Source organism: Pseudomonas sp. SK (assembly GCF_012975065.1).
Lineage (GTDB): Bacteria > Pseudomonadota > Gammaproteobacteria > Pseudomonadales > Pseudomonadaceae > Aquipseudomonas > Aquipseudomonas anuradhapurensis.
Genome location: NZ_CP051857.1, coordinates 2,863,562 through 2,887,609 on the forward strand (window position 1 = coordinate 2,863,562; position 24,048 = coordinate 2,887,609).

The following is a 24,048-nucleotide window of genomic DNA, read 5'->3' on the forward strand; positions in this document are numbered from 1 at the left end:
GGGCATGAACGACAAGCAGTGGATGGGCGGCGGCAATGCGCAGGATGACTGGCCGGAACTGGATCCGGACGCGCGCAACGACAAGGTGGACGACCCCGATACCGACCCGAACCTGACGGATGATGACCAGAACCGGCCTGGGGTGCCTGCCAGCGATCCTGAATCCGGGGCCTGAGCTGCCCGGGTGGCGGCGAAATCGGGTCAGGCAGTGGTGGCAGGGTCTTCCAGCGACTGGCCAGGCTTGCTGCCGGAGGCTCGCCAGCTGACCTCTGTCACCCCATAGCGTTCGGCCATGGGTTTGCTCACCTTGCGGATCTTTTCGCGGCCGAACTTGGGGATGATGCCGATACCGGCGTCGCAGCTGGCCCAATGCCAGGCTTCGGCATTGTCCATACGTTCCAGGCGGATGATGAAGCTGCGCGGTTTGCCGTGTAACCGGTAGTCGATGATGTACAACTGCGGATTAGGCATCGCGTGGCCCTCCTCTTTTCCATGGATGACTTGGTGTTGAGTCAAGCGCGCCGCGAAGATTCAAAAAGATTGTGAAACGCTTCGCAACAAGGGTGGCCCAGCGCAATGTGCGCCGGGCCACCGCCGCTGTTGCCAGCCGCTGCGTTACTGGTTGCGGCCGCCGCCGTGGCTGTTCTGGCCACCTTTGCGGCCTGCTTCCGAGGCGCGTTCGCGGTCATTGGCGAAATTGCCGCCGGAGGCCTGGCCACCTTTCTGCCCGGCGCGGGACGCTTTTTCGCGGTCGTTGGCGAAATTGCCCGGGTTGGTTTCCTTGGTGCCGCCACGTTGGCTGGTTTGATCTTGATCGCGAGCCATGTCGTTTCTCCTTGCGGTTGGAATGGTAGTCACGGTCGTATACCGTGCCCTTACTCCGAACCCAGGCGGCGCTGGGCGCTCATTCCAATGCGTGGTTTGTGGACGAGTGGCGCCAAATGACTGGCAGGTCGCAAATTGGCGCACTGCCTTTTGGGCCTCTGCCCAACCCCTCGCGATTGCCGCGCCAGCCTGCCTATAATGGCCTTTCACAAGCCCGGCGATGCGTCGATGGGCCGTCTGTCAGGTCTGTACAAGGCACCGCCATGAAGTCGTCTGCTAACCAGCCCGCCTCGCCGCAAAACCCCAACCTGAGCCCAAGCCATCTGGACTTCCCCGTGGTCGGCATAGGCGCCTCGGCAGGTGGCCTCGAGGCCTTGTGCACGTTGTTCCGGCAAATGCCGGCCGATTCAGGCATGGCCTTCGTCATCGTCCTGCACCTGTCTCCCGATCACCAGAGTGTGGCCGACCGCATCATCCAGGAAACCACCGCGATGCCGGTGCGCCAGGTGACCGAGCCAGTGCCGATCGAGCGCAACCATGTGTACGTGATATCGCCCGCCAACCGCTTGTCGACCAATGACGGTTACCTGCGGGTGACCCCAGCCAACCGGCGGCGCGGCGACCACGTGGCCATCGACCTGTTCTTTCGCGACCTGGCTGACGTGCACAAGGACCATGCCTTTTGCGTGGTGCTGTCCGGTAGCGGTGCCGACGGCGCGGTCGGGCTCTCGCGCATCAAGGAGCAAGGCGGCGTCACGCTGGTGCAGGCGCCCGATGACGCACAGTACGACAGCATGCCCCGCGCGGCCATAGACACCGGTATGGTCGATATCGTCCTGCCGGCCGCGGAAATCCCCCAGAAACTGCTGGAGCTATGGCGGAACGCCAGTCAGGTAAAGCTGCCGCGGATCGATGACGATACCCTGCCACCTGCGCTGGGCAGTCGCGCAGGCGACCCGCAGGCCTCCGAGCCGCTGCTGGAGGAAATTCTCCTGCAGTTGCGCAGTGTCACCGGGCATGACTTCCAGCATTACAAGCGCGCCACCGTGCTCCGGCGCATCGAGCGCCGGCTGCACGTGACCGGGCAGGCCGACCTTGGCGCCTACCTGCGCTATCTGGAAGACCACCGCGAAGAGGCCACGGCCTTGTTGGCCGACATGCTGATCGGTGTCACCAACTTCTTCCGTGACCGCGAGGCCTTCGAGGCGCTGGAACGCCATGTGCTGCCGCAGCTGGTCAGCGAGCCCGAGCCAACCGAGGGCGCTGGCGAAATACGCATCTGGTCGGCCGGCTGCTCCACCGGCGAAGAAGCCTACAGCCTGGCCATGCTCGCCTGCGAGCAACTGGCCGTGGAACAGCGAGCCAGCCAGGTCCAGGTGTTTGCCACCGACCTCGATGAGCGTGCCATCAGCATTGCCCGGGGTGGTTCGTATCCGGAGGCGATCGTCACCGACGTGCCACCCTCGCGGCTGCGCCAGTTCTTCGTCAAGGAAGACCAGCACTACCGGGTACGCAAGGAAATTCGCGAGAAAGTCCTGTTCGCCCGGCACAACCTGCTGTCCGACCCGCCGTTCTCGCAGATCGGCCTGATCGTCTGCCGCAACCTGCTGATCTACCTCGACCGCGAGATCCAGCAGGACATTCTGCAGATGTTCCACTTCGCCTTGCGGCCCGGGGGGTTCCTGTTCCTGGGCTCAGCCGAGTCTGCCGACCTGGCCAGTGAACTGTTCGCCGTGGTCGACAAGCGCAACCGTATCTACCGAGCCCGCGACGTCAGCACGCTGGGCCGCCGCTCGGGCCGCCAGTTGCCGGGGCCGGACCTCACCAGCCCGCCCCAGGTCGCACGCGGGCAGGATAAGCCCGGGCGCAAACCCGTCTACGCCGAAGTGCACCACCGGGCCTTGGCGCGCCGGAACCCGCCCAGCCTGATCATCGACGGCGAAGGTACGATCCTGCACCTGAGCGAGGGCGTTGGCCGCTTCATGCAACTGGCCGGCGGTGAACTCAGCCGTAACCTGTTGAGCCTGGTGCTGCCGAGCTTGCGCCTGGCCCTGCGCAGCACCTTGTTCCAGGCCCGCCAGGGTACCGAGGCGGTGACCTCGCGGCCGGTGGAACTGGGCGAAGGTGCCGACCGGGTGCAGGTGGAAATCACCGTGCAGCCGCACAAGGACGAAGTGAGCGCTGGCGAATACCTGCTGGTGGTTTTCGAAGAGCGCGCAGCCGGCCCGTCGTTGCCCATTGCCGAGTCGCTTCGCCAGACCGACAGCATGGTCTTGCACAACCTCGAGCACGAGCTGCAGCGCACCCGCCTGCAACTGCAGGAAACCATCGAACAATGGGAAATCTCCAGCCAGGAACTGACCGCCTCCAATGAAGAAATGCAGGCCATCAACGAAGAACTGCGCTCTGCCAGCGAAGAGCTGGGCACCAGCAAGGAAGAGCTGCAGTCGATCAACGAGGAATTGCTGACGGTCAACTTCGAGCTGAAGAACAAGGTCGAGGAAACCGACAAGGTCAACGATTACCTCAGCAACCTGATCGCCAGTACCGATATCGCCACGGTGTTCGTCGACCGCAACCTGCATATCCGCTGGTTCACCCCGCGCGCCACCGACTTGTTCAACATGCTGCCGGTCGACACCGGCCGCTCGCTGCTCGACATCACCCATCGCCTCGACTACCCCGCGCTGGCCGAGGATGCCCGTACCGTGGCCCAGGGCGAACACATCATCGAACGCGAGGTCGGCGGCCACGACCAACGCTGGTATCTGGCGCGGTTGCTGCCGTACCGCTCGAGCGAGCAGGACAGCGATGGCACGGTGCTGACCTTCATCGACATCAGCAAGAGCCGGGCGGCGGAGGAACGCGTGCGCCTGGGTGAGGAGCGCATGCGCGTGGTGGCCGAAAGCACCCACGATTTCGCCATCATCCTGCTCGACGAACAGGGCCTGATCACCGACTGGAACACTGGCGCCAGCCTGATGTTCGGCCACAGCAAGGCGGATGTGCTGGGCCAGCATTACCGCTTGATCTTCACCGAAGAGGACCGTGCGCGCGGCGTTCCCGAACAGGAACTGCATGCCGCCCGGGTCAATGAGCGCGACCAGGACGAGCGCTGGCATGTGCGCAAGGATGGCAGCCGCTTCTACTCCAGCGGCGAGATATCCCAGCTCAAGGGCAGCACCCTGCGCGGCTTCGTGAAGATCGCCCGCGACCTCACGGGGCACAAGCGCCGGCATGACGAGCAGAGCAAGCAACTGGCCGAGTCGCAGAGCAGCAGCCACATGAAGGACGAGTTTTTCGCCATCATGTCCCACGAACTCAAGCACCCGCTCAACCTGATCCAGCTCAATGCGGAAATCCTCCGGCGCTTGCCGACGATCGCCCACAGCGCAGCGGCGAGCAAGGCTGTGGCGAGCATCCGCGAGGCGGTCAACAGCCAGGCGCGAATCATCGACGACTTGCTCGATGTCGCCCGTATTCGTACCGGCAAGCTGAAGCTCAAGACCGAAGCGGTGGATATCCGCGCCATCCTGCAGGGCATCCATGCACTGGTGCAGAGTGAACAACCTACCTGCAACGTGCTCCTGGAGCTGCCGGCTGACGGCTTGCCCTTGATTATCGAAGGCGACAGCACGCGGCTGGAACAGGTGGTCTGGAACCTGCTGAACAACGCGCTCAAGTTCAGCCCGCCGGGTGGCCTTGTCCGCTTGGTATTGAGCCATGACGAAGCGCAGGTATGGCTGCGCGTCATTGATCAGGGGGTTGGCCTGACAGCGGATAGCCTGGAGCACATTTTCGACCTGTTCAGCCAGGCCGCACCGCAAGTGGGCAACCATCCGCGCGAAGGCCTGGGTATTGGCCTGTCCCTGGTTCGCCAATTGGTCGAAGCCCACGGTGGTAGGGTGAGTGCTGATTCGCCAGGCATCGGCCAGGGCTGCACCTTCACCGTCAGCCTGCCCTGCTCGGACAGCGGTCAGCGCCCCGCCGTGGCGCCAGCGGATGCGACAACCGATGGCCGCTTGAGCGGCATCCGGGTCCTGTTGGTCGACGATTCGCCGGATGTGCTGGAAGTGATGCAGCAGCTACTGGAAATGGAATGCGCCGAGGTCAGTGCGTTCAGCGATCCTCGCCAGGCGCTGGAAGCGGCGGCGGCCGCCAGCTACGACATCATTCTGTCTGACATCGGCATGCCGGTCATGGACGGCCACGCCCTGATCAAGGCCTTGCGTGGCCTGAGCCACTTGCAGCACACCCCGGCGATCGCCTTGACGGGCTACGGCGCCAGCGCCGACCAGCACAAGTCACGCCAGTCGGGCTTCGACCGGCATTTGAACAAGCCGGTCGGTTACGACGAACTGGTCGAGGCGATCGAGGCCCTGTACGGGTCCGTGCCCTACTGACCACCCATCTTGTTCTGTTCATATAAACACAACGTTCATTGCGCGCCTGGTGACTAATTCCGTATAGGAATAGCTTCACCAGGAGGTCGCATGAAACCGGTCAAAGCACGCGCAACCGTTATTTGCCGTCACGCCAAGCACGCCCATAAATGGCTTTGGGTCAGAAAACCCAAAGCCCCGTGGACCCTGCCTGGCGGCAAAGTCGAGCCCGGCGAAACGCCAGTGCAGGCGGCCGAGCGCGAGCTGCTTGAGGAAACTGGCTTGCAAGCCGAAACAATGACCTTGTTGATGCGCCACGAAACCCCAGAGCGCATGCATTATGTCTTCGAAGCCGAGTTCGCCGACGCGCCCCACCCCACCGCCCAACACGAAATTGCCGACTGCTGCTTCGCCCATATCGACCAAGTGCCGATGCTCAAGGATGACATCAAGCTGCTGATCCGCTCGCTGCTGGCCTGTGACCAGGCCACAGCCGCTTCCATTCGCTAGCGCATGGCACCGGCGCAGCCGGTGCCGTTGTTCAGGCCGTGGCCTAGTCAGGCGTGCACGCTCCACTGGCAGGCATCGGCTTCGATCGGCAGTTCGTCTATGGCGTGGATCATGCCGCTCTCCAGCGCCTCGCGCGGGCCCAGAATGCGTGGATAGGCCATCAGGTAACGGGGCACGTCCAGCACCTCGCTGCTGCCCTCGGTCCGCTCGGCGACAATCTGCGCGTACAGGCGCAAGTCGTAATCCAGGCTCATGGCGTATTCGGCCATGCGCGAATGGTCCACCGAACCGTGCAGGGTCCAGTGGAACGGGTGAAACAGGAATTTGCTGTGGGCACAGGCAGTGCGGTGCTCGCCGGCCAGGAACAGAATGTTGCCCATCGACTCCACGGTCCCCAGGTTATGCGTGTGCAGCGGGATCGGCAGCCCGCGCAGGAAGTTGTACAAGGTGAAGCCATAACTGCATTCACCCCCCATGGTGGCAATGTTCAGCTGCAGCAGCTCGGCGCCCTGTTGCAGGGCTTTGGCACAGGTGCCGATGAGGTTGCCACAGGTGGAGGAATTGATCGGGCCGGTAAAGTGGATGATGTGTCTGGGCATGCTTGCCTCCAGGAGTCAGCGGTGTTCATTCCAGTGAAATGGGCAGGCCTTCACTCTGCGGGTGGGTCATGTCGCCCCTGGCGACCCTCCTCGAGCTCGCCCATGCGTTGGTACTGCTTGCGCAGCGCATGCAGTTCGGCAGGGTCCATGTCTTCCAGGTCGAGCAGTGCCTTGTGCGCGCGTCTGGTCGTGCGCAGCAGTTCGTCGATCTTGATGTGCAGTTCGTCGTTGTCGCGGTTTTGCGTGTTCTGGATGAGGAACACCATCAGGAACGTGATGATGGTGGTCGAGGTGTTGATCACCAGTTGCCAGGTGTCGTTGTAATCGAACAACGGCCCGGTCAAGGCCCAGGCCATTATCAGCAACAGGGCAATGGCGAAGCTCTGCGGGCGGCCGGTCCAGTTCGCCAGCCATTGCGCGAAACGGTCGAATTTCATGGCATCGCTCCTCACCGTAACCACAGCTGGGGCAGCGTTCACTGCCCTCAGGCTGCTAAAGGGTGGAATCGTTGCTGGCGGCAAAGTTCAATCCGGCGCCGGCTGCACCGTCGATCAATCCTGCTTGAACCCTCGCGCGGCTGCACCGGTCGCAACTGATGAACCGGTGCAACGAGCAATTAGGAGGCAGCGTGAGCGAAGTGCGCATTGGCATTTCAGGATGGCGCTACGGCCCCTGGCGCAAGGACTTCTACCCCAAGGGCTTACCCCAGGACGACGAGCTGGCGTTTGCTTCACGGGCAGTGAATACCATCGAGATCAATGGGTCGTTCTATAGCTTGCAGACACCAGAGCGCTATCGCAGCTGGGCTCAGGCGACCCCGGAAGATTTCGTCTTCTCGGTCAAGGCACCGCGCTACATCACCCATATACGGCGCCTGAAGAATATCGAACAGCCGCTGGCCAACTTCTTTGCATCCGGCCCTTTGCTGCTCGGGGACAAGCTGGGGCCGTTCCTGTGGCAGTTCCCGCCCAGCATGAAGTTCGATGAAGCGCTGTTCCAGGCGTTTCTCGAACGGCTGCCGCACGACCGCGCCGCTGCGCGTCGGTGTGCCGAAGGATGTGCCGAGCGCCTGCAAGGCAACGGCGGCACCGCCATCGAGGGCAACCGGCGCCTGCGCCATGCGGTGGAAATACGCCATGAGAGTTTCCTCTGCGAAGCCTTCGTGCAACTGCTGCGCAAGCATCAGGTGGCGCTGGTGGTGGCCGACAGTGCCGGTAAATGGCCCTACGTGGAAGACGTGACTGCCGACTTCGTCTACATGCGCCTGCATGGCGACGTCGAGTTGTACAGCAGCGGTTATACGTCACGCGCGTTGCGCCGCTGGAAAGAGCGCATCGTACACTGGAGCGAAGGCCGCCAGGCCGAGGACGCCGAGCTGATCGTGCCCGGGCCGCCGCCAAGTCATCGGCCGCGTGACGTCTATTGCTATTTCGACAATGACCAGAAGGTGCACGCTCCCTATGACGCCCGTCGCCTGCTGGAAAAGCTCCATCTGGATCACCACCTGATGACTGAACCCGGCGTGGAACCCGAGGTGGACCTGTGAACAAGACCTTGCCCACCCCCCGTTGCATCATCGACAAGATCACCGCCGTGCATCGGCTGAACGTGCTTACGCTCAACGTGCACAAGGGGTTCACCTTCTTCAACCGGCGTTTCATCCTGCCCGAGCTGCGCGAAGCCGTACGCGCCACCGGCGCCGACCTGGTGTTCCTGCAGGAAGTGCACGGCAGCCACCAGCAGCATGCCATTCGTCACCCGGCATGGCCGGACACGCCACAATACGAATTCCTGGCCGACAGCATGTGGCCGCAGTTCGCCTATGGACGCAACGCCGTCTACCCGCATGGCGATCACGGCAATGCACTGCTGTCGAAGTTCCCGATTACCCACTTCGAAAACCTGGACGTTTCTGTCCACGGCAACGAACAGCGCGGCCTGCTGCATTGTCAACTGGAGGTGCCCGGGCATGAGCAGGTGCATGCCGTGTGCGTGCACCTCGGCCTGCGCGAGGCGCATCGGCAGAGCCAGGTGAAACTGCTGCTGGAATTGCTCGACCGTCTGCCAGCACACGCGCCGGTGATCATCGCCGGTGACTTCAATGACTGGCGGCTCAAGGCCGATGCGGTGCTGTCCCGGCGCTTGGTCGAAGCCTTTGGCGAGCGGTTCGGTACCCCAGCCCGCAGTTTTCCTGCGCGCATGCCGCTCTTGCGGCTGGATCGCATCTACTTGCGCAATGCCATGCCCTGCAAGGCGCAAGTGCTGTCCAGCTACCCGTGGTCGCACCTGTCCGACCACGCGCCCCTGGCTGCGGAGATCACGCTGTGAAAAGACCCTGGGTGGATGGCAACAGCGTAGAGCTGTTGATCAACGGCGAAGCGTTCTACCCCCGTGTATTCGAGGCCATCGGCCAGGCGCGGGAAGAAGTCCTGCTGGAAACTTTCATCATCTTCGACGACAAGGTCGGCCAACAGCTGCAACGGGTGCTGATCGATGCGGCACGTCGCGGTGTGCGGGTGGAGGTAGTGGCCGATGGCTACGGTACCGCCGACCTGCCGGGCAGCTTCATTGCCGCGATGACCGATGCCGGGGTCAGCTTTCACCTGTTCGATCCGCAGCCGCGCCTGGCGGGCATGCGCACCAACCTGTTCCGGCGCCTGCACCGCAAGATCGTGGTCATCGACGGCGAACGGGCGTTTATCGGCGGTATCAACTACAGCGCAGACCACCTGGGCGATTTCGGGCCCATGGCCAAGCAGGACTATGCCGTGGAAGTCACCGGCCCGGTGGTGGCGCAGGTGCATGCGGTCAGCCGTCGCCTGATGTCGCCGGTGCTCGAACCGCCCAGCGAGGTACGCCCGGTCACCGCTCCCACCGGTGATATCACTGCGGTACTGGTCGAGCGTGACAACGGGCAGCGCAGTAATGCCATCGAAGCGTATTACCTGGAAGCCTTGCGCAATGCGCGCCGACGCGTCGTGGTGGCCAATGCCTACTTCTTCCCCGGTTACCGGCTGTTGCGCGAGCTGCGCAATGCTGCCCGGCGTGGTGTCGAGGTCTCCCTGATCATGCAGGGCCAGCCGGACATGCGCTGGGTCCGGGCGCTTTCCCGGCTGCTGTACAACTACCTGCTGCGCGATGGCGTGCGCATTCATGAATATTGCGAAAGGCCCCTGCACGGCAAGGTTGCCCTGGTGGACGACGAGTGGTCCACGGTCGGCTCCAGCAACCTCGACCCGTTGAGCCTGGCCTTCAATCTCGAGGCCAACCTGTTCATCCGCGACCGCCGCTTCAACCAGCAGTTGCATCAGCACCTGACTTCGTTGGCCAACGAACAATGCAAGCCCGTCACCCTCGAGCGCATGGTACGTGGCTACTGGTGGCGGGCGCCGTTGATATTCCTGTGCTTCCACGTGATCCGCCACTTCCCGCGCATTGCCGGCTGGCTACCCGCGCACCGCAAGCGCCTGAAGTCGTTGCAGCCGGAAGTCGAGACGCAAGGCAACCTGCACGAGGGCAATACCTGATGGAGCGAAAGCGTTGGCATACCTGGGCCAAGCGCCTGTTCACCCTGCTGTTCCTGGTGCTCATCCCGGTGCTGCTGTTTACCCTGGCGCGCAACCTGGACTGGAACGAAGTGCGGCAGTCCTTGCTCGGCTACAAGCCTGGCAGCCTGGCGATCGGGCTGGCAATGGCGCTGTGCAGCTTCCTGATCTTTGCCAGCTACGACCTGCTGGCGCGCAGCTACACCGGCCATACCCTGCCCGCCCGGCAGGTGCTGCCGGTGGCCTTCGTGTGCTATGCCTTCAACCTCAATTTCACCACCTGGGTCGGCGGCGTGGCCTTGCGTTACCGGCTGTACAGCCGGCTCGGGCTGGATACGCCTACCATCACCCGCATCCTCACCCTCGGCCTGCTGACCAACTGGATGGGCTACATGCTGCTTGCCGGCGGTGTGTTCGCCTTGCGCCTGGTGGAGCTGCCGTCCAGTTGGCCGGTCGGCACCGGCGGGCTGCAGCTGATCGGATTCGTGCTGCTGGCCATCACCTTGGCCTACCTGCTGGCCTGTGGTTTGGCCAAGAAGCGCACCTGGCAATGGCGCGACCATGAGCTGACCCTGCCTTCGCTGCGCCTGGCGTCATGCCAGGTGGCGCTTGGTGCCAGCAACTGGGCGATGATGGCGTTGCTGATCGACTGGCTATTGCCTGAGCAGGCGTTCTACCCGTCGGTCCTTGGCGTGCTGCTGATCAGCTGCGTGGCGGGCGTGGTGGCGCACATCCCGGCCGGGCTGGGCGTGCTGGAAACCGTTTTCCTCGGCTTGCTCCATGGCCAGTTCGGCCAAGGCAGCCTGGTGGCGGCCCTGCTGGCGTACCGCACCTTGTATTACCTGATCCCGCTGGTGCTGGCGGTGATGACCTACCTGATTCTGGAAAAACGCGCCAAGGCCATGCGCCGGCGCGAAAAAACAGCTTGAATGTCGACGACGGCCCAGGGGCCGGGAGGTGACCATGCGTATTGCCTGGGTGACATTGATAGTCATGAGCCTGGTCAGCGGCAGGGTGCTGGCAGAGGCCTGCGACGTGATGACCCGATCGTCCAGCGAAGCGGTGCGCCCGGTGGAGCAGCACACCTGCTACACCTACGGCAACATGCCGCCTGAAGCGATCAACTGGTCGTGCAGCAACCAGAGCAAGGACATGCTCAGTGCAGAGAAGCGCAAGGTGGCGCGCTGCGCCGACGGTAGCGTAGGCAGCTGCATCGCCCCGCTGACCCAGGAAGCCCTGGCCAACCCCAAGGCCACGGGCAATGACCAACCTGCCACCCGCCCGGCCTTACCCAAGGATGCACGGGTGGTGACCTACTACTACGATACGCCGAGCCTGGGCCAGGCCCGCACCGACTGCGAGCGCAGTAACGGTATCTGGCAGACCCATTGACGTCATTCAGGCAACCAGCGCCTGGTCGGGTTCAGGCGGCGACATAGCTGGGGGCGGTTGCACCCGCGAGAGATGCGACGCGGTGTATGCCAGAGTTCGCGGGTGACCCCGCTCCCTCAGGTTGCCGCCCCCGCTGCCAGTGATCACGGCGAGATCGGATCACTCGCCGGGAAGGTTTCGTCCAGGGCGTTGTCCACACTGCTTTCTTTCGGCTGCGCTACCTGTGCGCAGTTGCAGCCCGGCATGCGGCACGGTTCGCCGTTGCGATGCCCGGTAGCACAGGCTTCACAGCAGTAAGCCTTGCCATCCTGGGGGGCCGCATCCACCGTACAGGTACATTCACGGCAGGCGCATCGTAATTCGTTCATGGCTTGCCCTCCTCGTCTTCATCGATTACATCGTCGCTCCACGGCTGGCCATCCAGCGGCGCGGAACGGGCCAGCTCGGCTTCATCGAGGCCGATGCCGCCGCCGATCTCCCCGGCGTCAACGTGGCGCAGGGATTTGTCAGCCGGGCCGCCATGGCCAGGCTCGTGCGGGTCGCGAGCACCCGACTCGTCCAGCAACGTGTCGGGGCTGAGGTCGTCATAGGTGACGTTGTCTTCATGCAAGCTGTCGCTCAGCGTTTCGCCACCGGTCATGCCACTTTGCGCAACGCGGCGGGCCGGGAATTCCTGGGCGACTTCCTGCGGCGGCCGCTCATCCCCCGCCCGTCCTTCGCGATCGTCGAGGCGATCACTGAAGTCCAGCTCGTGCACACTGCCCATGCGGTCTTCGGTGTCGTCGATTTCGGTCGGGGTGTAGGGTTTGGGGTCATCAGGTCTGGACATGGATTGTCTCCCTTGGTTGGCTTACTCACGGTCGACTCCGCCAAGCGCCGGAAGATTCAGAGTTTCTTGTATGCCTGCAGCGGCTTTTTTTGAACTCCCCCTGCTTCAGCTGTCTCCCAACGATAAGACAGCGAATCGCCCCGGAGCCTGCCATGGCCAAGCCCCTCGAGGAATACGCACGCAAACGCGATTTCAACGCCACGCCCGAACCCAGTGGCAAGCAGAAGCGCACCCGACACGCGCACGCCCTGCAGTTCTGCATCCAGAAGCACGATGCCAGCCACCTGCATTACGATTTCCGCCTGGAACTGGACGGCACGTTGAAAAGCTGGGCCATCCCGAAAGGCCCATCGCTCGACCCCAAGGTGCGCCGCCTGGCCGTGCACGTCGAAGACCATCCGCTGGACTACGCCGACTTCGAAGGCCACATTCCCGAAGGGCATTATGGCGCCGGCGATGTGATTGTCTGGGATCGCGGCATCTGGGAGCCGGAGGGGGACGCCCGCGAGGCCTATGCCAAAGGCAAGCTGCGTTTCCGCCTGCAGGGCGAAAAGCTCAGCGGGGTATGGAACCTGTTCCGCACGCACATGGCCGGCAAGAAGGAGCAGTGGATGCTGGTCAAGTCCCACGACAGCCAGGCGCGCAACGAAAGCGAATACAGCATCGTCGACGCGCAGCCAGATAGCGTGCTCAGCGACCGTACCCTGCTACCCAAGCGCAGCAGCGGCAAGCCGGCCAAGGCCAAGCCTGCGGCCGGCAAACGCTCGGCCACTGGCAAGGCAGCGCCGCTGCCAGAGCTGTTGCAGCCGCAGCTGGCCACGCTGGTCGACTCGCCACCGGCGGGTGACTGGCGCTACGAAGTGAAGTTCGACGGCTACCGCATCCTGGCGCGCATCGAAGGCGATGACATTCGCCTGTTCACCCGCAACGGCCATGACTGGAGCGCCAAGATGCCGCGCCAGGTGGCTGCGCTGCGCCAGCTTGGGGTCGATTCGGCCTGGCTGGATGGCGAGATGGTAGTGAACAACGAGCAGGGGGTGGCGGACTTCCAGGCCCTGCAGAACGCATTCGATACCGATCACGACGAACAGATCACCTATTACCTGTTCGACCTGCCCTTTCTCGGCGGCCGTGACCTGCGCCAGGTGCCGCTGCAGGACCGCCGCGACACGCTGCGCCAGCTGCTCGAAGCGAATGAGGCCGAAAACCTGGTGTTTTCTGCCGATTTCGACCAGCCGGTGGAGTCGTTGCTGGACAGTGCCTGCCGCCTGGACCTGGAGGGCTTGATCGGCAAACGCGTGGACAGCACCTACGTCGGCCGGCGTAGTGCTGACTGGATCAAGCTCAAGTGCAAGAAACGCCAGGAGTTCGTGATCGTCGGCTTTACCGAGCCGAAAGGTAGCCGCAACGGCTTCGGAGCGCTGCTGCTGGCGCTGCATGACAACGACAGCGGTGAGTTGCGCTACGCCGGCAAGGTCGGCACCGGCTTCAGCGCCACCACGTTGGACAGCATCCATGCGCGGCTCAAACCGCTCGAAATCGCCAAGCCCGCCCTGCCCAAGCCGCCTGGCGGGGCCGAGGCCCGCGGTGTGCACTGGCTGAAGCCACAGTTGCTGGCGGAAGTGGCCTACGCGCAGATGACCCGCGAAGGGATCGTGCGCCATTCGGTGTTTCACGGCCTGCGCGACGACAAACCTGCCACCGCCATCGACCTGGAGCGTGCCATGCCCGGCAAGACCCTGCCCAAATCCAAGCCCGCCAAGGCCACGGAGCACTTCGGTGACTTGCGCCTGACCCACCCCGAGCGCGTCATCGACGCCAGCAGCGGCGCCACCAAGCGCGACGTGGCGGAATATTACGCCGAGGTCAGCCAGTGGATCCTGCCGCAGCTCAAGGACCGCCCGGTGGCCTTGGTGCGCGCCCCCGACGGGTTGGCGGGCGAGCTGTTCTTCCAGAAAAATGCCGGCCAGCTGCACATCCCCAACGTGCTCAGCTACGACAAAGCCGAGGCAGGCCAGGCGGCGATGATCATCAATCGCCCCGACACCTTGCTGGGCGCGGTGCAGATGAACATGCTCGAACTGCACACCTGGAACGGCACCGACAAGGATTTCGACAAGCCCGACCGCTTCGTCCTCGACCTTGACCCGGATCCCGCCCTGCCCTGGAAAGCCATGCTGGAGGCCACCCAGCTGACCCTGACCCTGCTCGACGAGCTAGGCCTGAAGGTGTTTCTGAAAACCAGCGGCGGCAAGGGCATCCATGTGGTCGTGCCATTGACCCGCAAAGCCGGCTGGGACGAGGTGAAGGACTTCAGCCACGCCATCGTCAATTACCTGGCCAAGCTGTTCCCGGAGCGCCTGAGCGCCGTGTCCGGGCCGAAAAACCGCGTGGGCCGCATCTTCATCGACTACCTGCGCAACGGCAAGGGCGCCACCACTGCCTGCGCCTATTCGCTGCGGGCGCGCGAGGGGTTGCCGGTTTCGGTACCGATCTGGCGTGAAGAGCTCACCCAGCTCAAGGGCGCCAACCAATGGAACATCAACAACCTGCGCGAACGCCTGGCAGAGGTCGACGATCCTTGGGCAGACATGGGCAAGGTACGCCAGTCCATCACCGCACGGATGCGCAAGCTGCTGGGCCAGTAAGGGCTGGCCCGGCGGCTTGCACGGATAAAGGCCTTCAGGACGCCTTGCGCGTCCGTTTGGCGGGCTTCTTCTCTGGCGCTGGCTTTTTCTTGCCTGCCGCGCCGCCCTTGCCGCCAAGGCTGCGCTTGAGCAGCTCGGTAAGGTCGATGATGTCCGCGCCTTTCTCGCTCCCGCTGGCCTCGCCTGTTTCCACCGTTTCGATCTTGCCTTTGCTGGCCTTTTCTTCCACCAGGTCGAGAATGGTCTGGCGGAAGGCGTCATGATAGTCGTCAGGCGACCAGGCGCCGGTCATGTCCTCGACCAGCCGTTTGGCCATGTCCAGTTCGCGCTTGTCCACCTTGGCTTCGGTAACGCTGCTGTCCAGCTCCAGCGTTTCCAGGCCACGCACCTCTTCCGGCCAGCGCAGGGTGATCATCACCAGCGCCTCGTCCAGCGGCCGCAGCAAGGCCAGATGCTGACGGGTATGCAGCACCACCGTGGCCAGCGCCACCTTGCCGGTGCTGGCCAGGGTCTCGCGCAGCAGCGCATACACCTTGCCACCTCGCCGGTCCGGGCTGAGGTAGTACGGCGTGTCGAAATGCTGCAGAGGGATATCGCCGGCGTCGACGAACGAAAAGATATCGATGGTCTGGGTCGCCTCGGGGCGCGCCTTGCGGATCTCTTCTTCGCTGATCACCACATAGCGGCCTTTTTCGTACTCGACCCCTTTGACGATGTTCTCCTTGTCGATGTCCTTGCCGGTCACCTTGTTCACCCGCTTGTAGCCCACCGGCTCCATGCTGCGCTTGTCGAGCCAGTCGAAGTCGACGCGCTCGGTGCGCACTGCGGTATTGAGGGCCACAGGGATGTGCACGAGGCCAAAGCTGATGGCGCCTTTCCAGATTGCCCTTGCCATGAATCTGCCCCCAGGTTGCCTGCCGATACCACAAGTGACTGCACCGAGCCGCGAAGGTTTAGCCGGGCAGCCCTATGGCAACGGGTTGCCGCCGGTGACGCCGAACACCTCGCCGGTGATGTAGCTGGACTCCTGGCTGGCCAGCAGGACATACACCGGCGCGCACTCGGCCGGCTGGCCCGGGCGCTTCATCGGCGTTTGTGCGCCGAATTCGGGGATTTTCTCCGGTGGCTGGCCGCCGCTGGGCTGCAGTACGGTCCAGATCGGCCCCGGGGCCACGGCGTTGACCCGGATGCCGCGTTCGATCACCTGCTTGGCCAAGGCCTTGGTAAAGGCGACGATGGCGGCCTTGGTGGTGGCATAGTCGAGCAAGGTGGCCGACGGCTGGTAGGACTGGATCGAGGCCGTGTTGATGATGGTTGCGCCCGCCGGCATCAGCGGCACCGCCGCCTGGCACAGCCAGAACAGCGCGTAGACGTTGGTTTTCAGGGTATGGTCGAACTGCTCGTGGGTGATCTGGCTGATGTCCTTGCGCGCCTCCTGCTTGCCGGCGACGTTGACCAGGATGTCCAGGCCACCGAGCTGTTCGTGGGCCTGCTCGACCAGCTCCTTGCAGAACTGCTCGTCCTTGAGATCGCCGGCAATAGCGACCACCTTGCGGCCTTCGGCTTCGATCAGCTTGATCACTTCGCGGGCATCGGGTTGTTCGATGGGCATGTAGTTCAGCGCAATGTCGGCCCCCTCGCGGGCGAAGGCGATGGCAACTGCGCGGCCGATACCCGAATCTGCGCCGGTGATCAGTGCCTTGCGCCCGGCCAGGCGGCCGAAGCCCTTGTAGCTGGCTTCGCCGTGGTCGGGCTTGGGCTGCATGTTGACGTCCAGGCCCGGCGCAGGCTGGCCCTGGGCCGGGAACGGTGGGTGCGGGTACTGGGTCAGCGGGTTCTGCATGCTGAACTGGTCGTGGGGTTTGTTGGGCATGGGGGCCACTCCTCTGCTGAAACCGGGCTGGCCCGTAACAGGGCCGATACCGGTTTCGAGAAGCCCCCCTGGGCGATGGTTTGCTCCAGCTGGCAACACCACCGACCAGCGGTCACGCCGGGTTGAACAGCACCCGCTGGAATGCCTCTGCCGCCAGGTGCACCTGCACCGCCCAGTCGCCGGCCGCATCGCTGCCGGCATCGTCGGAGATGTATTTCAGGCAGACAAAGGGAATGCCCTCGCTGCGTGCGATCAAGGCCAGCACATAGGCCTCCATGTCGACCACGTCGTACGGTGCGTCGCCGTGGTTGATCTCGAAGCTGTCGCCGCTGCCGCAGGTTTCCACGGGCAGGCCGGGGATCACCACGCCGTGCTCCAGCAGCACCGGGATATCCGACAGCGGCGTTTCGTAACGGGCGAAGCCCAGCGGGGTCACGTCCATGTCACGTTGCACGAAGCGGGTGCAGCACACCACTTCGCCCTTGCCGTGCCGCAGGCTGCCAGCCGACCCGAGGTTGACGATCAGCCTGGGCCTGTTGGCGGCGATAGCCCGCGTCAGGGCGATGGCGGCATTGACCTTGCCGATGCCGGTGAACACGCTGTTCATCCCGGCGAACACGCTCCCCGCCTCGGCCTCGAGGGCGAAGACGAACAAGGTGTCAGCCAGGGAAATATCAGGGAATTGCTGGGTCAAGATCATCGTGCGGAGTATCCGGATGGCTGGCAAATGGCGCCGCCATTGTCGTTCAACCCTGCGCGAATGCAAGTGCCGTGGGGGGGGGAAGAGGATATTTGCCGCCCTCCTCCAGCACCTGGTCCACGACCAGGCGTAGCGCTTGCGGTGTCGTCCTGCCGCTGGCTCGGGCGCGCTCGAAACAGGCCAGCTGGCGATCGGCGCTGGTGCCGTGCTCCAGGATCCGTCGTGCCCGCAGCAATGCACGCTCGGCATCGGCCGTGTCGACGGGAAACGCAGCATGCAGCTGGGCCAGCCAGCCGCGAGCGGAAACGCCCTGTTGCTGCTGCTGGCCGATGAAGGTGCCGTGGCGGCCGTGGCGCATGGCGCGCCAGTAGTTTTCCTGGGCGACCCAGCGCAGCTCGCGGGTCAGCGGTTCGGGGTCGTGCCCCCAGCGTACGCAGTGCTCGACCATATGCCGGAACAACCCGGCGATGCACAGCACATCTTCCAGGTCCGGGCACGCATCACAGATGCGCAGCTCAACGGTCGGGCAGCGCCGCGACGGGCGCACGGCCCACCAGAAGTCACCATCCTTGGCCAGCGACCCGGTACGTTGCAGCAAGGCCCGGTAGCGCTCGTAGGCGGACCAGTCAGGCAGAGGCTCGGGCAAGCCCATGTGCGGCCACTCGCCACAGATCACCCGGCGATAGCTCAGGTAGCCCGTACCCTGGCCGCACCATAACGGCGACGAAGTGCTCAGTACCAGCAGCAGCGGCAGCCACGGCACCAGGCGATTGATCAGCTGCATCCGGTCGCAACCTGCCGGCACACCGACATGCACATGCAGGCCATTGACCAGGCTGCGTCGCGCCACGTGCTGGTAGTCATCGAACAACTGCCGGTAATGCGTCGCAGAGGCTGCTTTCTGCTTCTGCCACGGGGCAAACGGATGGCTGGCCGCGCCGTACAGGCCCAGGCCTTCCTCGGCCAGGGCCTGGCCAAGGCGCTGACGGCTCTGGGCAAGGTATTCCCGTGCCTGGTGCGTGTTATCGAATACCGGGGACACCACTTCGATCTGGCTACGGAACATTTCCTGGGCAAATTGCTCGCCCAGCAGCTCGCGGCAGCGCCTGGCCACCCCCGGCGAAGGGGTGGCCGGAACCCGACCGCTGGCAAGGTCGACCAGCAGGTATTCTTCTTCGATGCCGAAGGTGCAAGGCGCTGGCATATCGGCTCAGCCGCTGCGGGTGACGGTGAGTGTGACTGCGGCGATGCGCTCGACCTGTTCGTAGCCGCGCTCGCCCAATTGCTCACCGAACACGTCCGGGTCGACCTCGCGGTAGACCCACGACCACCCAGGCCCCGCCAGGCGCAGGCGGATGGCTTCGAGCAAGGGGTCCCTGCCTTCAATGATCGCTACACCGGTATACAGCAACAGTGAGCCACCGGGGGCAAGCCGCTCGCGGGCCTGTTCGACGATGCGCAACGACAGCTCGGCGCCCAGCGCACCACCACCGTGACGGTAGGTGCGCTCTTGCACATCGAGCATGTACGGCGGGTTGGCGATGATCAGGTCGAACAGGCCGGTAATGCCGTCGAGCAGGTCACTTGGCTCCACCGAGACATTGCTCACGCCTGCCAGGGCCGCATTGATCGCTGTGTAGCGCAGCGCAAGCGGATTGATGTCCACGGCGGTAACCTGGGCGTGCGGTACCGCCTGGGCCACCAGCAAGGCACCGACACCGGTGCCGCAGCCAATGTCCACGGCATGCTCGACGCGCTTCGGGGTGCGTTGCAGGTGGTCGTGGATCACCTGGGCGAAACGGTAGCTGTCCGGGCCGAAGAACACCGCGTCGCTGGCGTCGGTGGGGTACGCCGAGTGCACCAGCAGCAAGTCTTCGAGGGTGGCCCAGCGGACCGTAATCACCAACCACTCGCCACGCGTCGCCAATACCTGCGCCTGGCGTAGCTGGTCCAGCTCGTCGGCGGAAACCAGCGAGGGCGGAAACGGGCGGCTCCAGCCGAACACATCGCGCAGTGTCCTGGCCCGCTCTGCCCCTGGGCGGGCGTTGACCCGGGCGTGGGTGGCCGGTGTGACACAGGTGAAGCGGTAGCCGTCGGCACGCAGGCGCTTGCCCAATTGCAGCAACGCCTGGTCTGCCTGGATCTGTTGTGGGTCAAGCTGCATCAGCGCGGTTCCTCCTGGGCCAGGCCGGTGGCACGCAGGTAGCCCTGGGTCGCCAGCAATCCTTCCGGTGTGGCATGACGGTTGCCGGCCATGCTGTCGATCAAGGTCTCGATGTCAGTTTCCTGTGCCGTACCCTGCAGTGGTGTATCCAGCTGCAATGGCTCCTCCCAGCTGCCAGGCATCACCCGTGAACCAGGGGCTTGCCAGCCCGCGGCGATCCAGTCGTGCCACAGCTGTTTCTCGTAGGCGGTGAACACGCCGTACATGGGCGCCGACGGGCCTTCGACCAGGCGCCACCAGCGGCTGTTGGCGGGGGCCTCTCCCCGGCGGATCCAGCCCTGCGCCTGCAAGGCTTCGAGGAACGCCGGCATGCCGCCTGGCTCGGCCAGCCACTGGTTGACGGTGCGTTTCTGCAGGCGGCAATGATCAGAGTGCATGAACTGGCCGAAATGCCGCTTGTGCTCCAGGGCCATCAGCAGCTCCGCCTGCAGGTCGAAACTGTCGATCAGGCTGGGGGTATCCACCCCCAGGTCATTCAGGCGATAGCCCTGGCGTACACGTTGGTAGAACCTGCACAGGTCGTCTGCCGGACATAGCTGGCGTAGCGCCTGGATGGACAGGTGGGCATGCCCGCTGGCGGCATTGTCGATAGTCACGTGCAGCTGGAAGTAATGGCCGTCGATGCCCAGTTCTGCCAGTTCGTAGGTGGTGATCAGCAAATGCAGCGGCGGTTGTTCGTAGCCCAGGTTGTAGCCGATGACCTCGGGCAGAAACGCGTCGGCATGGTGCCCCAGGGCCAGTTGCAAGGCCCCTTGCAGGTAGCGTTGGTCATCCAGTTCGGCTAGGTCCAGACAGCCCAGCCGGCTCAGCAGGCGTTGATAGATCAACACGTGGTTGCAGCGCGGATCACCGCTGCCCAGTTCTTCCAGGTAAGTGCGGATCAGGCCGTGGTAGCGCGGGTCACGCCAATGGCGCAGGGTGCCGTGCAGCCATGCGCCGTCCACCGCCTTGGTGGGCGCGACCTGCTGCAGGAACCACAGCGCCTGGGCGCGATTGGCGAAGTAGCGCCGTGGGCTGCCCTGGCGGCGTTGCGCCAGGTAGGCGGCGTAGGCTGCAGCGACCGCGGCAGCATGCCGGGCGCTCCAGGCTTCCAGCTGTGCCGGGTCAGCAGGCAAGTCGTCCGGCAAACCTTGCACCTGAGCCAACTGTTCGTTCAACCATGCGGCGCTGGCCGCATCGGCACCGCCCAGCAGTGCGTGGTAACGGTCGTACAGGCTTGGCCCATTGGTCGAGGCCGGTACCATCGCGGCGGTCTTGCAGGTCATGACCGTCATGCCGTAATCCTTGTGCGCGTGTTATTGGCTGGGTTTCTGCCCGGGCATCGGCTCAGGGCCTGGCGCAGGTTGTGAAGCAGGCTTGTCGCCGGGTTGCTGCATCTGCAGGGACGGTTTGCTTTGGTCGGCATCTTTCGCCGGATGGTCTTTGTCGCGGTCGAAACAGCCGCCGGCCAGGGTGAAGGCGCCCATCAGGGCTATCAGGGGGAGCAATCGCATGGGGCACTCCTTTTTGCGCAAAATCGCAGTGCCAGGCTAACCCGGCACTGCGTAGCCTCACTTACGAACGGCCGCCTTTGCGGCTCGATTCACTGCTGCGGCCGCCACCGGAATGCTGGCCGCCCTTGCGTCCAGCTTCGGAGGCTTTCTCGCGGTCATTGGCAAAGTTGCCTGGGTTCTTGTTACCACCCTGGCTGCCTTGTTGATTGCCGGTACGGCTGTTCTCTTTGTTGGCCATGGTCTTAAACCTCGTATGACTTCGGAATGCACGGCATTACCTGCCGTACACCTGTTCGGAGTTCGGTCATATCGAGGGATTCGGTTTATTGCGAAGCGTTCGGACCAGCGGCATTAAATAAGCGGCAGCGCCATATTTGGCGCGCCACAGAGTCGCACGGTGGGGCCTGCTGAATGGGCAGCGCAGCGGCAGCCTTGCGCCACCGCAGAGCCCCTGGCGAATGTGCCAAGGGCGGGATGTTCAGCTGTCAGGCCGACAGCAACAGGCGCAGGTCGACACCGGCGTCGGTCATCGGTGGGCACCAGTAATAGCCACCACTGAGCGGCCGGCTGAAGCGGTACAGGCCGTCGATGATGCCGTCCTCCAGGCCGCTCATGCGTCGCAGCTGCACCTCGAAGGCGTCGAAGCTGCGGCCCAGCGCGACGAAGGCCAGGCCCGCGCCACGGGTGTCTGCCCAGGACACCGAGCGACGTACCATGAACGCCTCCGGCGCGAAGCTCTCCTGGGCGGTTCGCTTGACGTGTGCAGACTCCGGCGCGTCATCCAGTTCTTCGTTGTCGCTCAGGCGGCGGCCGATGATGTCGTCCTGTGCGTGCTGGGGCAGCGACTTGAAGTACTGCAAATCGTGCTTCCACAGCTGGAATGCCGCAAAGCACGACCCGTCGAGGCCAGGCTGCGCAGCCTTGAGGATGGCCGCCTCGACGGCGGCCTCATCACGTGGGTTTTCGGTACCGTCTTCATAACCGGTGAGGTCACGCCCGCCCTGGTGGAGAAAACCGTCCACCTGGTCCACCAGGCTGAATGCCGGGTTCAACAGCTGTTCCAGGGCCTGGGCCCGCAGGTACAGGTCGCCACGCTCCTCCCCGCGCAGCCACAGCCACAGGGCATGCTGGGTGCTGGGGTTTTCCACCACGGCGTCCAGTTGCGGGAAAGGCTTCAGGCCATCGACCTGGCTGCCCAGGGCTTTTGCCAACGGTGCACCGACGCCCAGCGTCAGGCGCACGCCGTCGACATGGCCCGCCAGCGCATCCAGGGCTGCCGGCAGCGCTTCCAGTGCTTCGATGGCAAAGAACAGGTGGCGGGCGTGAACCGGCACCGGTGTGGCAAGCAGACCTTGCTGAAACGGCATGACAGGCTAATCCTCGGTAAAACCGGGAATGCTACTGCGCCGGCAGGCGTGCTGCAACGCGACATGTGGCCCCGCCGGCTGCTGACATCTAGCATCTGGCAACAAATGGTTACCAAAGCTGGCGCTTTGCGCTTAGCGCTCGATCAGCCGCGGCCTACACTTCTGGCGATCGTTCGCCCAGGGGGCCCGCCATGACTGCTTCACCCTTGCTCACTGCCGTTCTGCCGCTGGCCCTGGGCATCATCATGCTCGGCCTCGGCTTGTCGCTGACCCTGGCCGATTTCGCCCGCGTGGTGAAATATCCCAAGCCGGTGCTGGTCGGCCTGGCCTGCCAGATCCTGCTGCTGCCACTGGTGTGTTTCCTGATCGCCAACGGTTTTGCCCTGGCGCCAGCGCTGGCGGTGGGGCTGATGCTACTGGCCGCCTCGCCAGGTGGCACCACCGCCAACCTGTTCAGCCACCTGGCGCACGGCGACGTGGCATTGAACATCACCCTGACTGCGGTCAACTCGCTGATCGCGATCCTGACCATGCCATTGCTGGTGAACCTGTCGCTGAGCTGGTTCATGGCCTCGGACCAGGCCATCCCGCTGCAGTTCGCCAAGGTCATGCAGGTGTTTGCCATCGTGCTGCTGCCCGTGGCGCTGGGCATGCTGGTTCGTCATTTCGCGCCCGCGTTTGCCGCACGCATGGAAAAACCGATGAAGCTGGTAGCGGCGCTGTTCCTGGCCTTCACCATCGTGTTGGCCCTGGCCAAGGACTGGCAGACAGTGCTCGAGTACGCGCCGCTGGTGGGCCTGGCCGCACTGCTGTTCAACCTGCTGAGCCTGGCCACGGGCTACTGGGTGCCGCGCCTGCTGGCGATTCCCAAGCGCCAGGCGATTGCCATCGGCATGGAGATCGGCATCCACAACGGCACCTTGGCGATTGCCCTGGCGTTGAGCCCTTCACTGCTGAACAACGCGACCATGGCCGTACCGGCGGCGCTGTATAGCCTGATCATGTTCTTCACGGCGGCGGGGTTCGGCTGGTGGGTCAGCCGCGGGCATGTGGCGCTGCAGGCCAAGGGTGAGGCAGTGAATTGAAGGCATTGCCGCAGGCAAGGCCAGTCGCGGTTGTCACGGCTGGCTGCGCCTGCTGCGCAACTGCTGTTTCAAAACCCGCAACGGCGGTGCATAGAAGAACCCGAACGATACACTCCCGGTGCGTCCCTTCACCGCATGGTGCAAGCGGTGCGCGCGGTGCAGGCGCTTGAGGTAGCGGTTGACCGGGCGTGGCTTGCGTGGCCAGTGCCGATGAAACAACCCGTCATGGGCCACGACATACAGTACCCCGTAGCCTGCCACGCCAGCGCCAACCCACTGCAATGGCGCATAACTGCCCTTGCCCAGGGCAACCAGCGCCGTGGCGATCAACCCCAGGGCCAGCAGGTACAGGTCGTTGGTTTCCAGCATGCCCAGTTGTGGCTCATGGTGCGAGCGGTGCAGCCACCAACCCCAGCCATGCATGATGTACTTGTGGGCCAACGTGCCAACACCCTCCATGGCCACCAGGGTGCCGAACAGCACGGCGAGATTGAACAGCATGGAACAGTCCGGTGGATGGCGAATGAAGGCGCAAGGGTACCGATTGCCTGGCATTTTTTCCATGCAGGCGTGACC

25 protein-coding genes and 1 pseudogene are annotated in these 24,048 nt (G+C 64.0%); 10 read left to right on the forward strand and 16 right to left on the reverse strand.

The features are described from left to right. The first annotated feature begins 4 nt into the window (after nucleotides 1–4). The gene (locus HG549_RS13230; protein ID WP_170027518.1) at nucleotides 5–175 is read left to right on the forward strand and encodes a hypothetical protein; all 171 of its coding nucleotides are present in this window, start codon (nucleotides 5–7) and stop codon (nucleotides 173–175) included. Between the two features lie 26 nt (nucleotides 176–201). On the opposite strand, the gene HG549_RS13235 is transcribed toward HG549_RS13230, so the two are convergent. Beyond that, entirely contained in the window at nucleotides 202–471 is a 270-nt protein-coding gene (locus HG549_RS13235) for a DUF6555 family protein (RefSeq protein ID WP_170029901.1), read from the reverse strand. A 144-nt stretch (nucleotides 472–615) separates the two neighbouring features. Beyond that, nucleotides 616–825 (reverse strand): general stress protein, encoded by a 210-nt coding sequence (locus tag HG549_RS13240; RefSeq protein ID WP_114170448.1) that lies wholly within the window; start codon nucleotides 823–825, stop codon nucleotides 616–618. Nucleotides 826–1,088: 263 nt separating this feature from the next. Between HG549_RS13240 and HG549_RS13245 the strand changes: the two genes are divergently transcribed. Beyond that, on the forward strand, nucleotides 1,089–5,228 hold the full coding sequence (locus HG549_RS13245; protein WP_170029902.1) for a CheR family methyltransferase: 4,140 nt from the start codon (nucleotides 1,089–1,091) through the stop codon (nucleotides 5,226–5,228). 90 nt (nucleotides 5,229–5,318) lie between these two features. After that, a complete protein-coding gene (locus tag HG549_RS13250) occupies nucleotides 5,319–5,717 on the forward strand; it encodes an NUDIX hydrolase (protein ID WP_170029903.1) in 399 nt (132 codons plus the stop codon). A 47-nt stretch (nucleotides 5,718–5,764) separates the two neighbouring features. On the opposite strand, the gene HG549_RS13255 is transcribed toward HG549_RS13250, so the two are convergent. Together HG549_RS13255 and HG549_RS13260 are read right to left on the reverse strand one after the other, a co-directional pair. Then, nucleotides 5,765–6,316: an ATP-dependent Clp protease proteolytic subunit gene (locus HG549_RS13255; RefSeq protein WP_170029904.1), complete on the reverse strand. Its 552-nt coding sequence runs from the start codon at nucleotides 6,314–6,316 to the stop codon at nucleotides 5,765–5,767. Between the two features lie 50 nt (nucleotides 6,317–6,366). Then, nucleotides 6,367–6,753, reverse strand: coding sequence for a low affinity iron permease family protein (locus HG549_RS13260; protein ID WP_170029905.1), 387 nt, complete (start codon nucleotides 6,751–6,753; stop codon nucleotides 6,367–6,369). A 191-nt stretch (nucleotides 6,754–6,944) separates the two neighbouring features. Between HG549_RS13260 and HG549_RS13265 the strand changes: the two genes are divergently transcribed. Genes HG549_RS13265 through HG549_RS13285 form a run of 5 tightly spaced genes read left to right on the forward strand, consistent with a single transcriptional unit; the run spans nucleotide 6,945 to nucleotide 11,253 of the window. Next, nucleotides 6,945–7,862 (forward strand): DUF72 domain-containing protein, encoded by a 918-nt coding sequence (locus tag HG549_RS13265; RefSeq protein ID WP_170029906.1) that lies wholly within the window; start codon nucleotides 6,945–6,947, stop codon nucleotides 7,860–7,862. Next, nucleotides 7,859–8,644: an endonuclease/exonuclease/phosphatase family protein gene (locus tag HG549_RS13270; RefSeq protein ID WP_170029907.1), complete on the forward strand. Its 786-nt coding sequence runs from the start codon at nucleotides 7,859–7,861 to the stop codon at nucleotides 8,642–8,644. The genes HG549_RS13265 and HG549_RS13270 overlap by 4 nt, the downstream gene beginning before the upstream one ends. Beyond that, complete coding sequence (gene clsB, locus HG549_RS13275; RefSeq protein ID WP_170029908.1) at nucleotides 8,641–9,843, forward strand: cardiolipin synthase ClsB; 1,203 nt, start codon at nucleotides 8,641–8,643, stop codon at nucleotides 9,841–9,843. The genes HG549_RS13270 and clsB overlap by 4 nt, the downstream gene beginning before the upstream one ends. Then, nucleotides 9,843–10,790, forward strand: a complete 948-nt coding sequence (locus HG549_RS13280) for a lysylphosphatidylglycerol synthase domain-containing protein (protein ID WP_170029909.1) — start codon at nucleotides 9,843–9,845, stop codon at nucleotides 10,788–10,790. The genes clsB and HG549_RS13280 overlap by 1 nt, the downstream gene beginning before the upstream one ends. Nucleotides 10,791–10,824: 34 nt before the next feature. Further along, complete coding sequence (locus HG549_RS13285; protein ID WP_170029910.1) at nucleotides 10,825–11,253, forward strand: hypothetical protein; 429 nt, start codon at nucleotides 10,825–10,827, stop codon at nucleotides 11,251–11,253. 143 nt (nucleotides 11,254–11,396) lie between these two features. Here the strand turns inward: HG549_RS13285 and HG549_RS13290 are convergent, their stop codons facing one another. Then, nucleotides 11,397–11,621 carry a metallothionein gene (locus tag HG549_RS13290; RefSeq protein ID WP_170029911.1) on the reverse strand — a complete coding sequence of 75 codons (225 nt, stop codon included), beginning with the start codon at nucleotides 11,619–11,621 and terminating at the stop codon, nucleotides 11,397–11,399. After that, complete coding sequence (locus tag HG549_RS13295; RefSeq protein WP_170029912.1) at nucleotides 11,618–12,082, reverse strand: phosphotransferase system, HPr-related protein; 465 nt, start codon at nucleotides 12,080–12,082, stop codon at nucleotides 11,618–11,620. Before HG549_RS13295 ends, HG549_RS13290 begins: the two co-directional genes overlap by 4 nt. A 152-nt stretch (nucleotides 12,083–12,234) precedes the next feature. Here HG549_RS13295 and ligD point away from each other — a divergent pair, with 152 nt between their 5' ends. Continuing rightward, nucleotides 12,235–14,730 (forward strand): DNA ligase D, encoded by a 2,496-nt coding sequence (ligD, locus tag HG549_RS13300; protein WP_170029913.1) that lies wholly within the window; start codon nucleotides 12,235–12,237, stop codon nucleotides 14,728–14,730. 34 nt (nucleotides 14,731–14,764) lie between these two features. Here the strand turns inward: ligD and HG549_RS13305 are convergent, their stop codons facing one another. From HG549_RS13305 to HG549_RS13345, 9 genes and pseudogenes are all read right to left on the reverse strand, one after another. Continuing rightward, the gene (locus tag HG549_RS13305) at nucleotides 14,765–15,625 is read right to left on the reverse strand and encodes a Ku protein (protein WP_170029914.1); all 861 of its coding nucleotides are present in this window, start codon (nucleotides 15,623–15,625) and stop codon (nucleotides 14,765–14,767) included. A gap of 72 nt (nucleotides 15,626–15,697) precedes the next feature. Next, the gene (locus tag HG549_RS13310) at nucleotides 15,698–16,603 is read right to left on the reverse strand and encodes an SDR family oxidoreductase (RefSeq protein WP_170029915.1); all 906 of its coding nucleotides are present in this window, start codon (nucleotides 16,601–16,603) and stop codon (nucleotides 15,698–15,700) included. 112 nt (nucleotides 16,604–16,715) lie between these two features. After that, nucleotides 16,716–17,303, reverse strand: coding sequence for a nucleosidase (locus tag HG549_RS13315; RefSeq protein WP_170029916.1), 588 nt, complete (start codon nucleotides 17,301–17,303; stop codon nucleotides 16,716–16,718). Nucleotides 17,304–17,349: 46 nt separating this feature from the next. Then, nucleotides 17,350–18,507, reverse strand: coding sequence for a carboxylate-amine ligase (locus HG549_RS13320; RefSeq protein ID WP_170029917.1), 1,158 nt, complete (start codon nucleotides 18,505–18,507; stop codon nucleotides 17,350–17,352). Between the two features lie 6 nt (nucleotides 18,508–18,513). Beyond that, complete coding sequence (locus tag HG549_RS13325) at nucleotides 18,514–19,467, reverse strand: class I SAM-dependent methyltransferase (RefSeq protein ID WP_170029918.1); 954 nt, start codon at nucleotides 19,465–19,467, stop codon at nucleotides 18,514–18,516. Then, nucleotides 19,467–20,801 carry an iron-containing redox enzyme family protein gene (locus HG549_RS13330; protein WP_170029919.1) on the reverse strand — a complete coding sequence of 445 codons (1,335 nt, stop codon included), beginning with the start codon at nucleotides 20,799–20,801 and terminating at the stop codon, nucleotides 19,467–19,469. Before HG549_RS13330 ends, HG549_RS13325 begins: the two co-directional genes overlap by 1 nt. A gap of 21 nt (nucleotides 20,802–20,822) precedes the next feature. Further along, a complete protein-coding gene (locus tag HG549_RS13335) occupies nucleotides 20,823–21,020 on the reverse strand; it encodes a hypothetical protein (protein WP_170029920.1) in 198 nt (65 codons plus the stop codon). Between the two features lie 61 nt (nucleotides 21,021–21,081). Then, nucleotides 21,082–21,201 (reverse strand): annotated as a pseudogene (locus HG549_RS13340) (KGG domain-containing protein); the annotation flags it as partial. A 304-nt stretch (nucleotides 21,202–21,505) separates the two neighbouring features. Further along, nucleotides 21,506–22,387, reverse strand: coding sequence for a Dyp-type peroxidase (locus HG549_RS13345; protein WP_170029922.1), 882 nt, complete (start codon nucleotides 22,385–22,387; stop codon nucleotides 21,506–21,508). Between the two features lie 191 nt (nucleotides 22,388–22,578). Here HG549_RS13345 and HG549_RS13350 point away from each other — a divergent pair, with 191 nt between their 5' ends. Next, nucleotides 22,579–23,472: a bile acid:sodium symporter family protein gene (locus HG549_RS13350; RefSeq protein ID WP_170029923.1), complete on the forward strand. Its 894-nt coding sequence runs from the start codon at nucleotides 22,579–22,581 to the stop codon at nucleotides 23,470–23,472. 33 nt (nucleotides 23,473–23,505) lie between these two features. Here the strand turns inward: HG549_RS13350 and HG549_RS13355 are convergent, their stop codons facing one another. Beyond that, entirely contained in the window at nucleotides 23,506–23,973 is a 468-nt protein-coding gene (locus HG549_RS13355; RefSeq protein WP_170029924.1) for a sterol desaturase family protein, read from the reverse strand. Between the last annotated feature and the right edge of the window lie 75 nt (nucleotides 23,974–24,048).

Excerpts from the sequence above, each read along its gene's own strand:
- HG549_RS13230 (WP_170027518.1), top strand. The coding sequence starts at position 5 with ATGAACGACAAGCAGTGGATGGGCGGCGGCAATGCGCAGGATGACTGG.
- HG549_RS13235 (WP_170029901.1), bottom strand. The coding sequence starts at position 471 with ATGCCTAATCCGCAGTTGTACATCATCGACTACCGGTTACACGGCAAA.
- HG549_RS13240 (WP_114170448.1), bottom strand. The coding sequence starts at position 825 with ATGGCTCGCGATCAAGATCAAACCAGCCAACGTGGCGGCACCAAGGAA.
- HG549_RS13245 (WP_170029902.1), top strand. The coding sequence starts at position 1,089 with ATGAAGTCGTCTGCTAACCAGCCCGCCTCGCCGCAAAACCCCAACCTG.
- HG549_RS13250 (WP_170029903.1), top strand. The coding sequence starts at position 5,319 with ATGAAACCGGTCAAAGCACGCGCAACCGTTATTTGCCGTCACGCCAAG.
- HG549_RS13255 (WP_170029904.1), bottom strand. The coding sequence starts at position 6,316 with ATGCCCAGACACATCATCCACTTTACCGGCCCGATCAATTCCTCCACC.
- HG549_RS13260 (WP_170029905.1), bottom strand. The coding sequence starts at position 6,753 with ATGAAATTCGACCGTTTCGCGCAATGGCTGGCGAACTGGACCGGCCGC.
- HG549_RS13280 (WP_170029909.1), top strand. The coding sequence starts at position 9,843 with ATGGAGCGAAAGCGTTGGCATACCTGGGCCAAGCGCCTGTTCACCCTG.
- HG549_RS13285 (WP_170029910.1), top strand. The coding sequence starts at position 10,825 with ATGCGTATTGCCTGGGTGACATTGATAGTCATGAGCCTGGTCAGCGGC.
- HG549_RS13290 (WP_170029911.1), bottom strand. The coding sequence starts at position 11,621 with ATGAACGAATTACGATGCGCCTGCCGTGAATGTACCTGTACGGTGGAT.
- HG549_RS13295 (WP_170029912.1), bottom strand. The coding sequence starts at position 12,082 with ATGTCCAGACCTGATGACCCCAAACCCTACACCCCGACCGAAATCGAC.
- ligD (WP_170029913.1), top strand. The coding sequence starts at position 12,235 with ATGGCCAAGCCCCTCGAGGAATACGCACGCAAACGCGATTTCAACGCC.
- HG549_RS13305 (WP_170029914.1), bottom strand. The coding sequence starts at position 15,625 with ATGGCAAGGGCAATCTGGAAAGGCGCCATCAGCTTTGGCCTCGTGCAC.
- HG549_RS13310 (WP_170029915.1), bottom strand. The coding sequence starts at position 16,603 with ATGCCCAACAAACCCCACGACCAGTTCAGCATGCAGAACCCGCTGACC.
- HG549_RS13315 (WP_170029916.1), bottom strand. The coding sequence starts at position 17,303 with ATGATCTTGACCCAGCAATTCCCTGATATTTCCCTGGCTGACACCTTG.
- HG549_RS13320 (WP_170029917.1), bottom strand. The coding sequence starts at position 18,507 with ATGCCAGCGCCTTGCACCTTCGGCATCGAAGAAGAATACCTGCTGGTC.
- HG549_RS13325 (WP_170029918.1), bottom strand. The coding sequence starts at position 19,467 with ATGCAGCTTGACCCACAACAGATCCAGGCAGACCAGGCGTTGCTGCAA.
- HG549_RS13330 (WP_170029919.1), bottom strand. The coding sequence starts at position 20,801 with ATGACGGTCATGACCTGCAAGACCGCCGCGATGGTACCGGCCTCGACC.
- HG549_RS13335 (WP_170029920.1), bottom strand. The coding sequence starts at position 21,020 with ATGCGATTGCTCCCCCTGATAGCCCTGATGGGCGCCTTCACCCTGGCC.
- HG549_RS13345 (WP_170029922.1), bottom strand. The coding sequence starts at position 22,387 with ATGCCGTTTCAGCAAGGTCTGCTTGCCACACCGGTGCCGGTTCACGCC.
- HG549_RS13350 (WP_170029923.1), top strand. The coding sequence starts at position 22,579 with ATGACTGCTTCACCCTTGCTCACTGCCGTTCTGCCGCTGGCCCTGGGC.
- HG549_RS13355 (WP_170029924.1), bottom strand. The coding sequence starts at position 23,973 with ATGCTGTTCAATCTCGCCGTGCTGTTCGGCACCCTGGTGGCCATGGAG.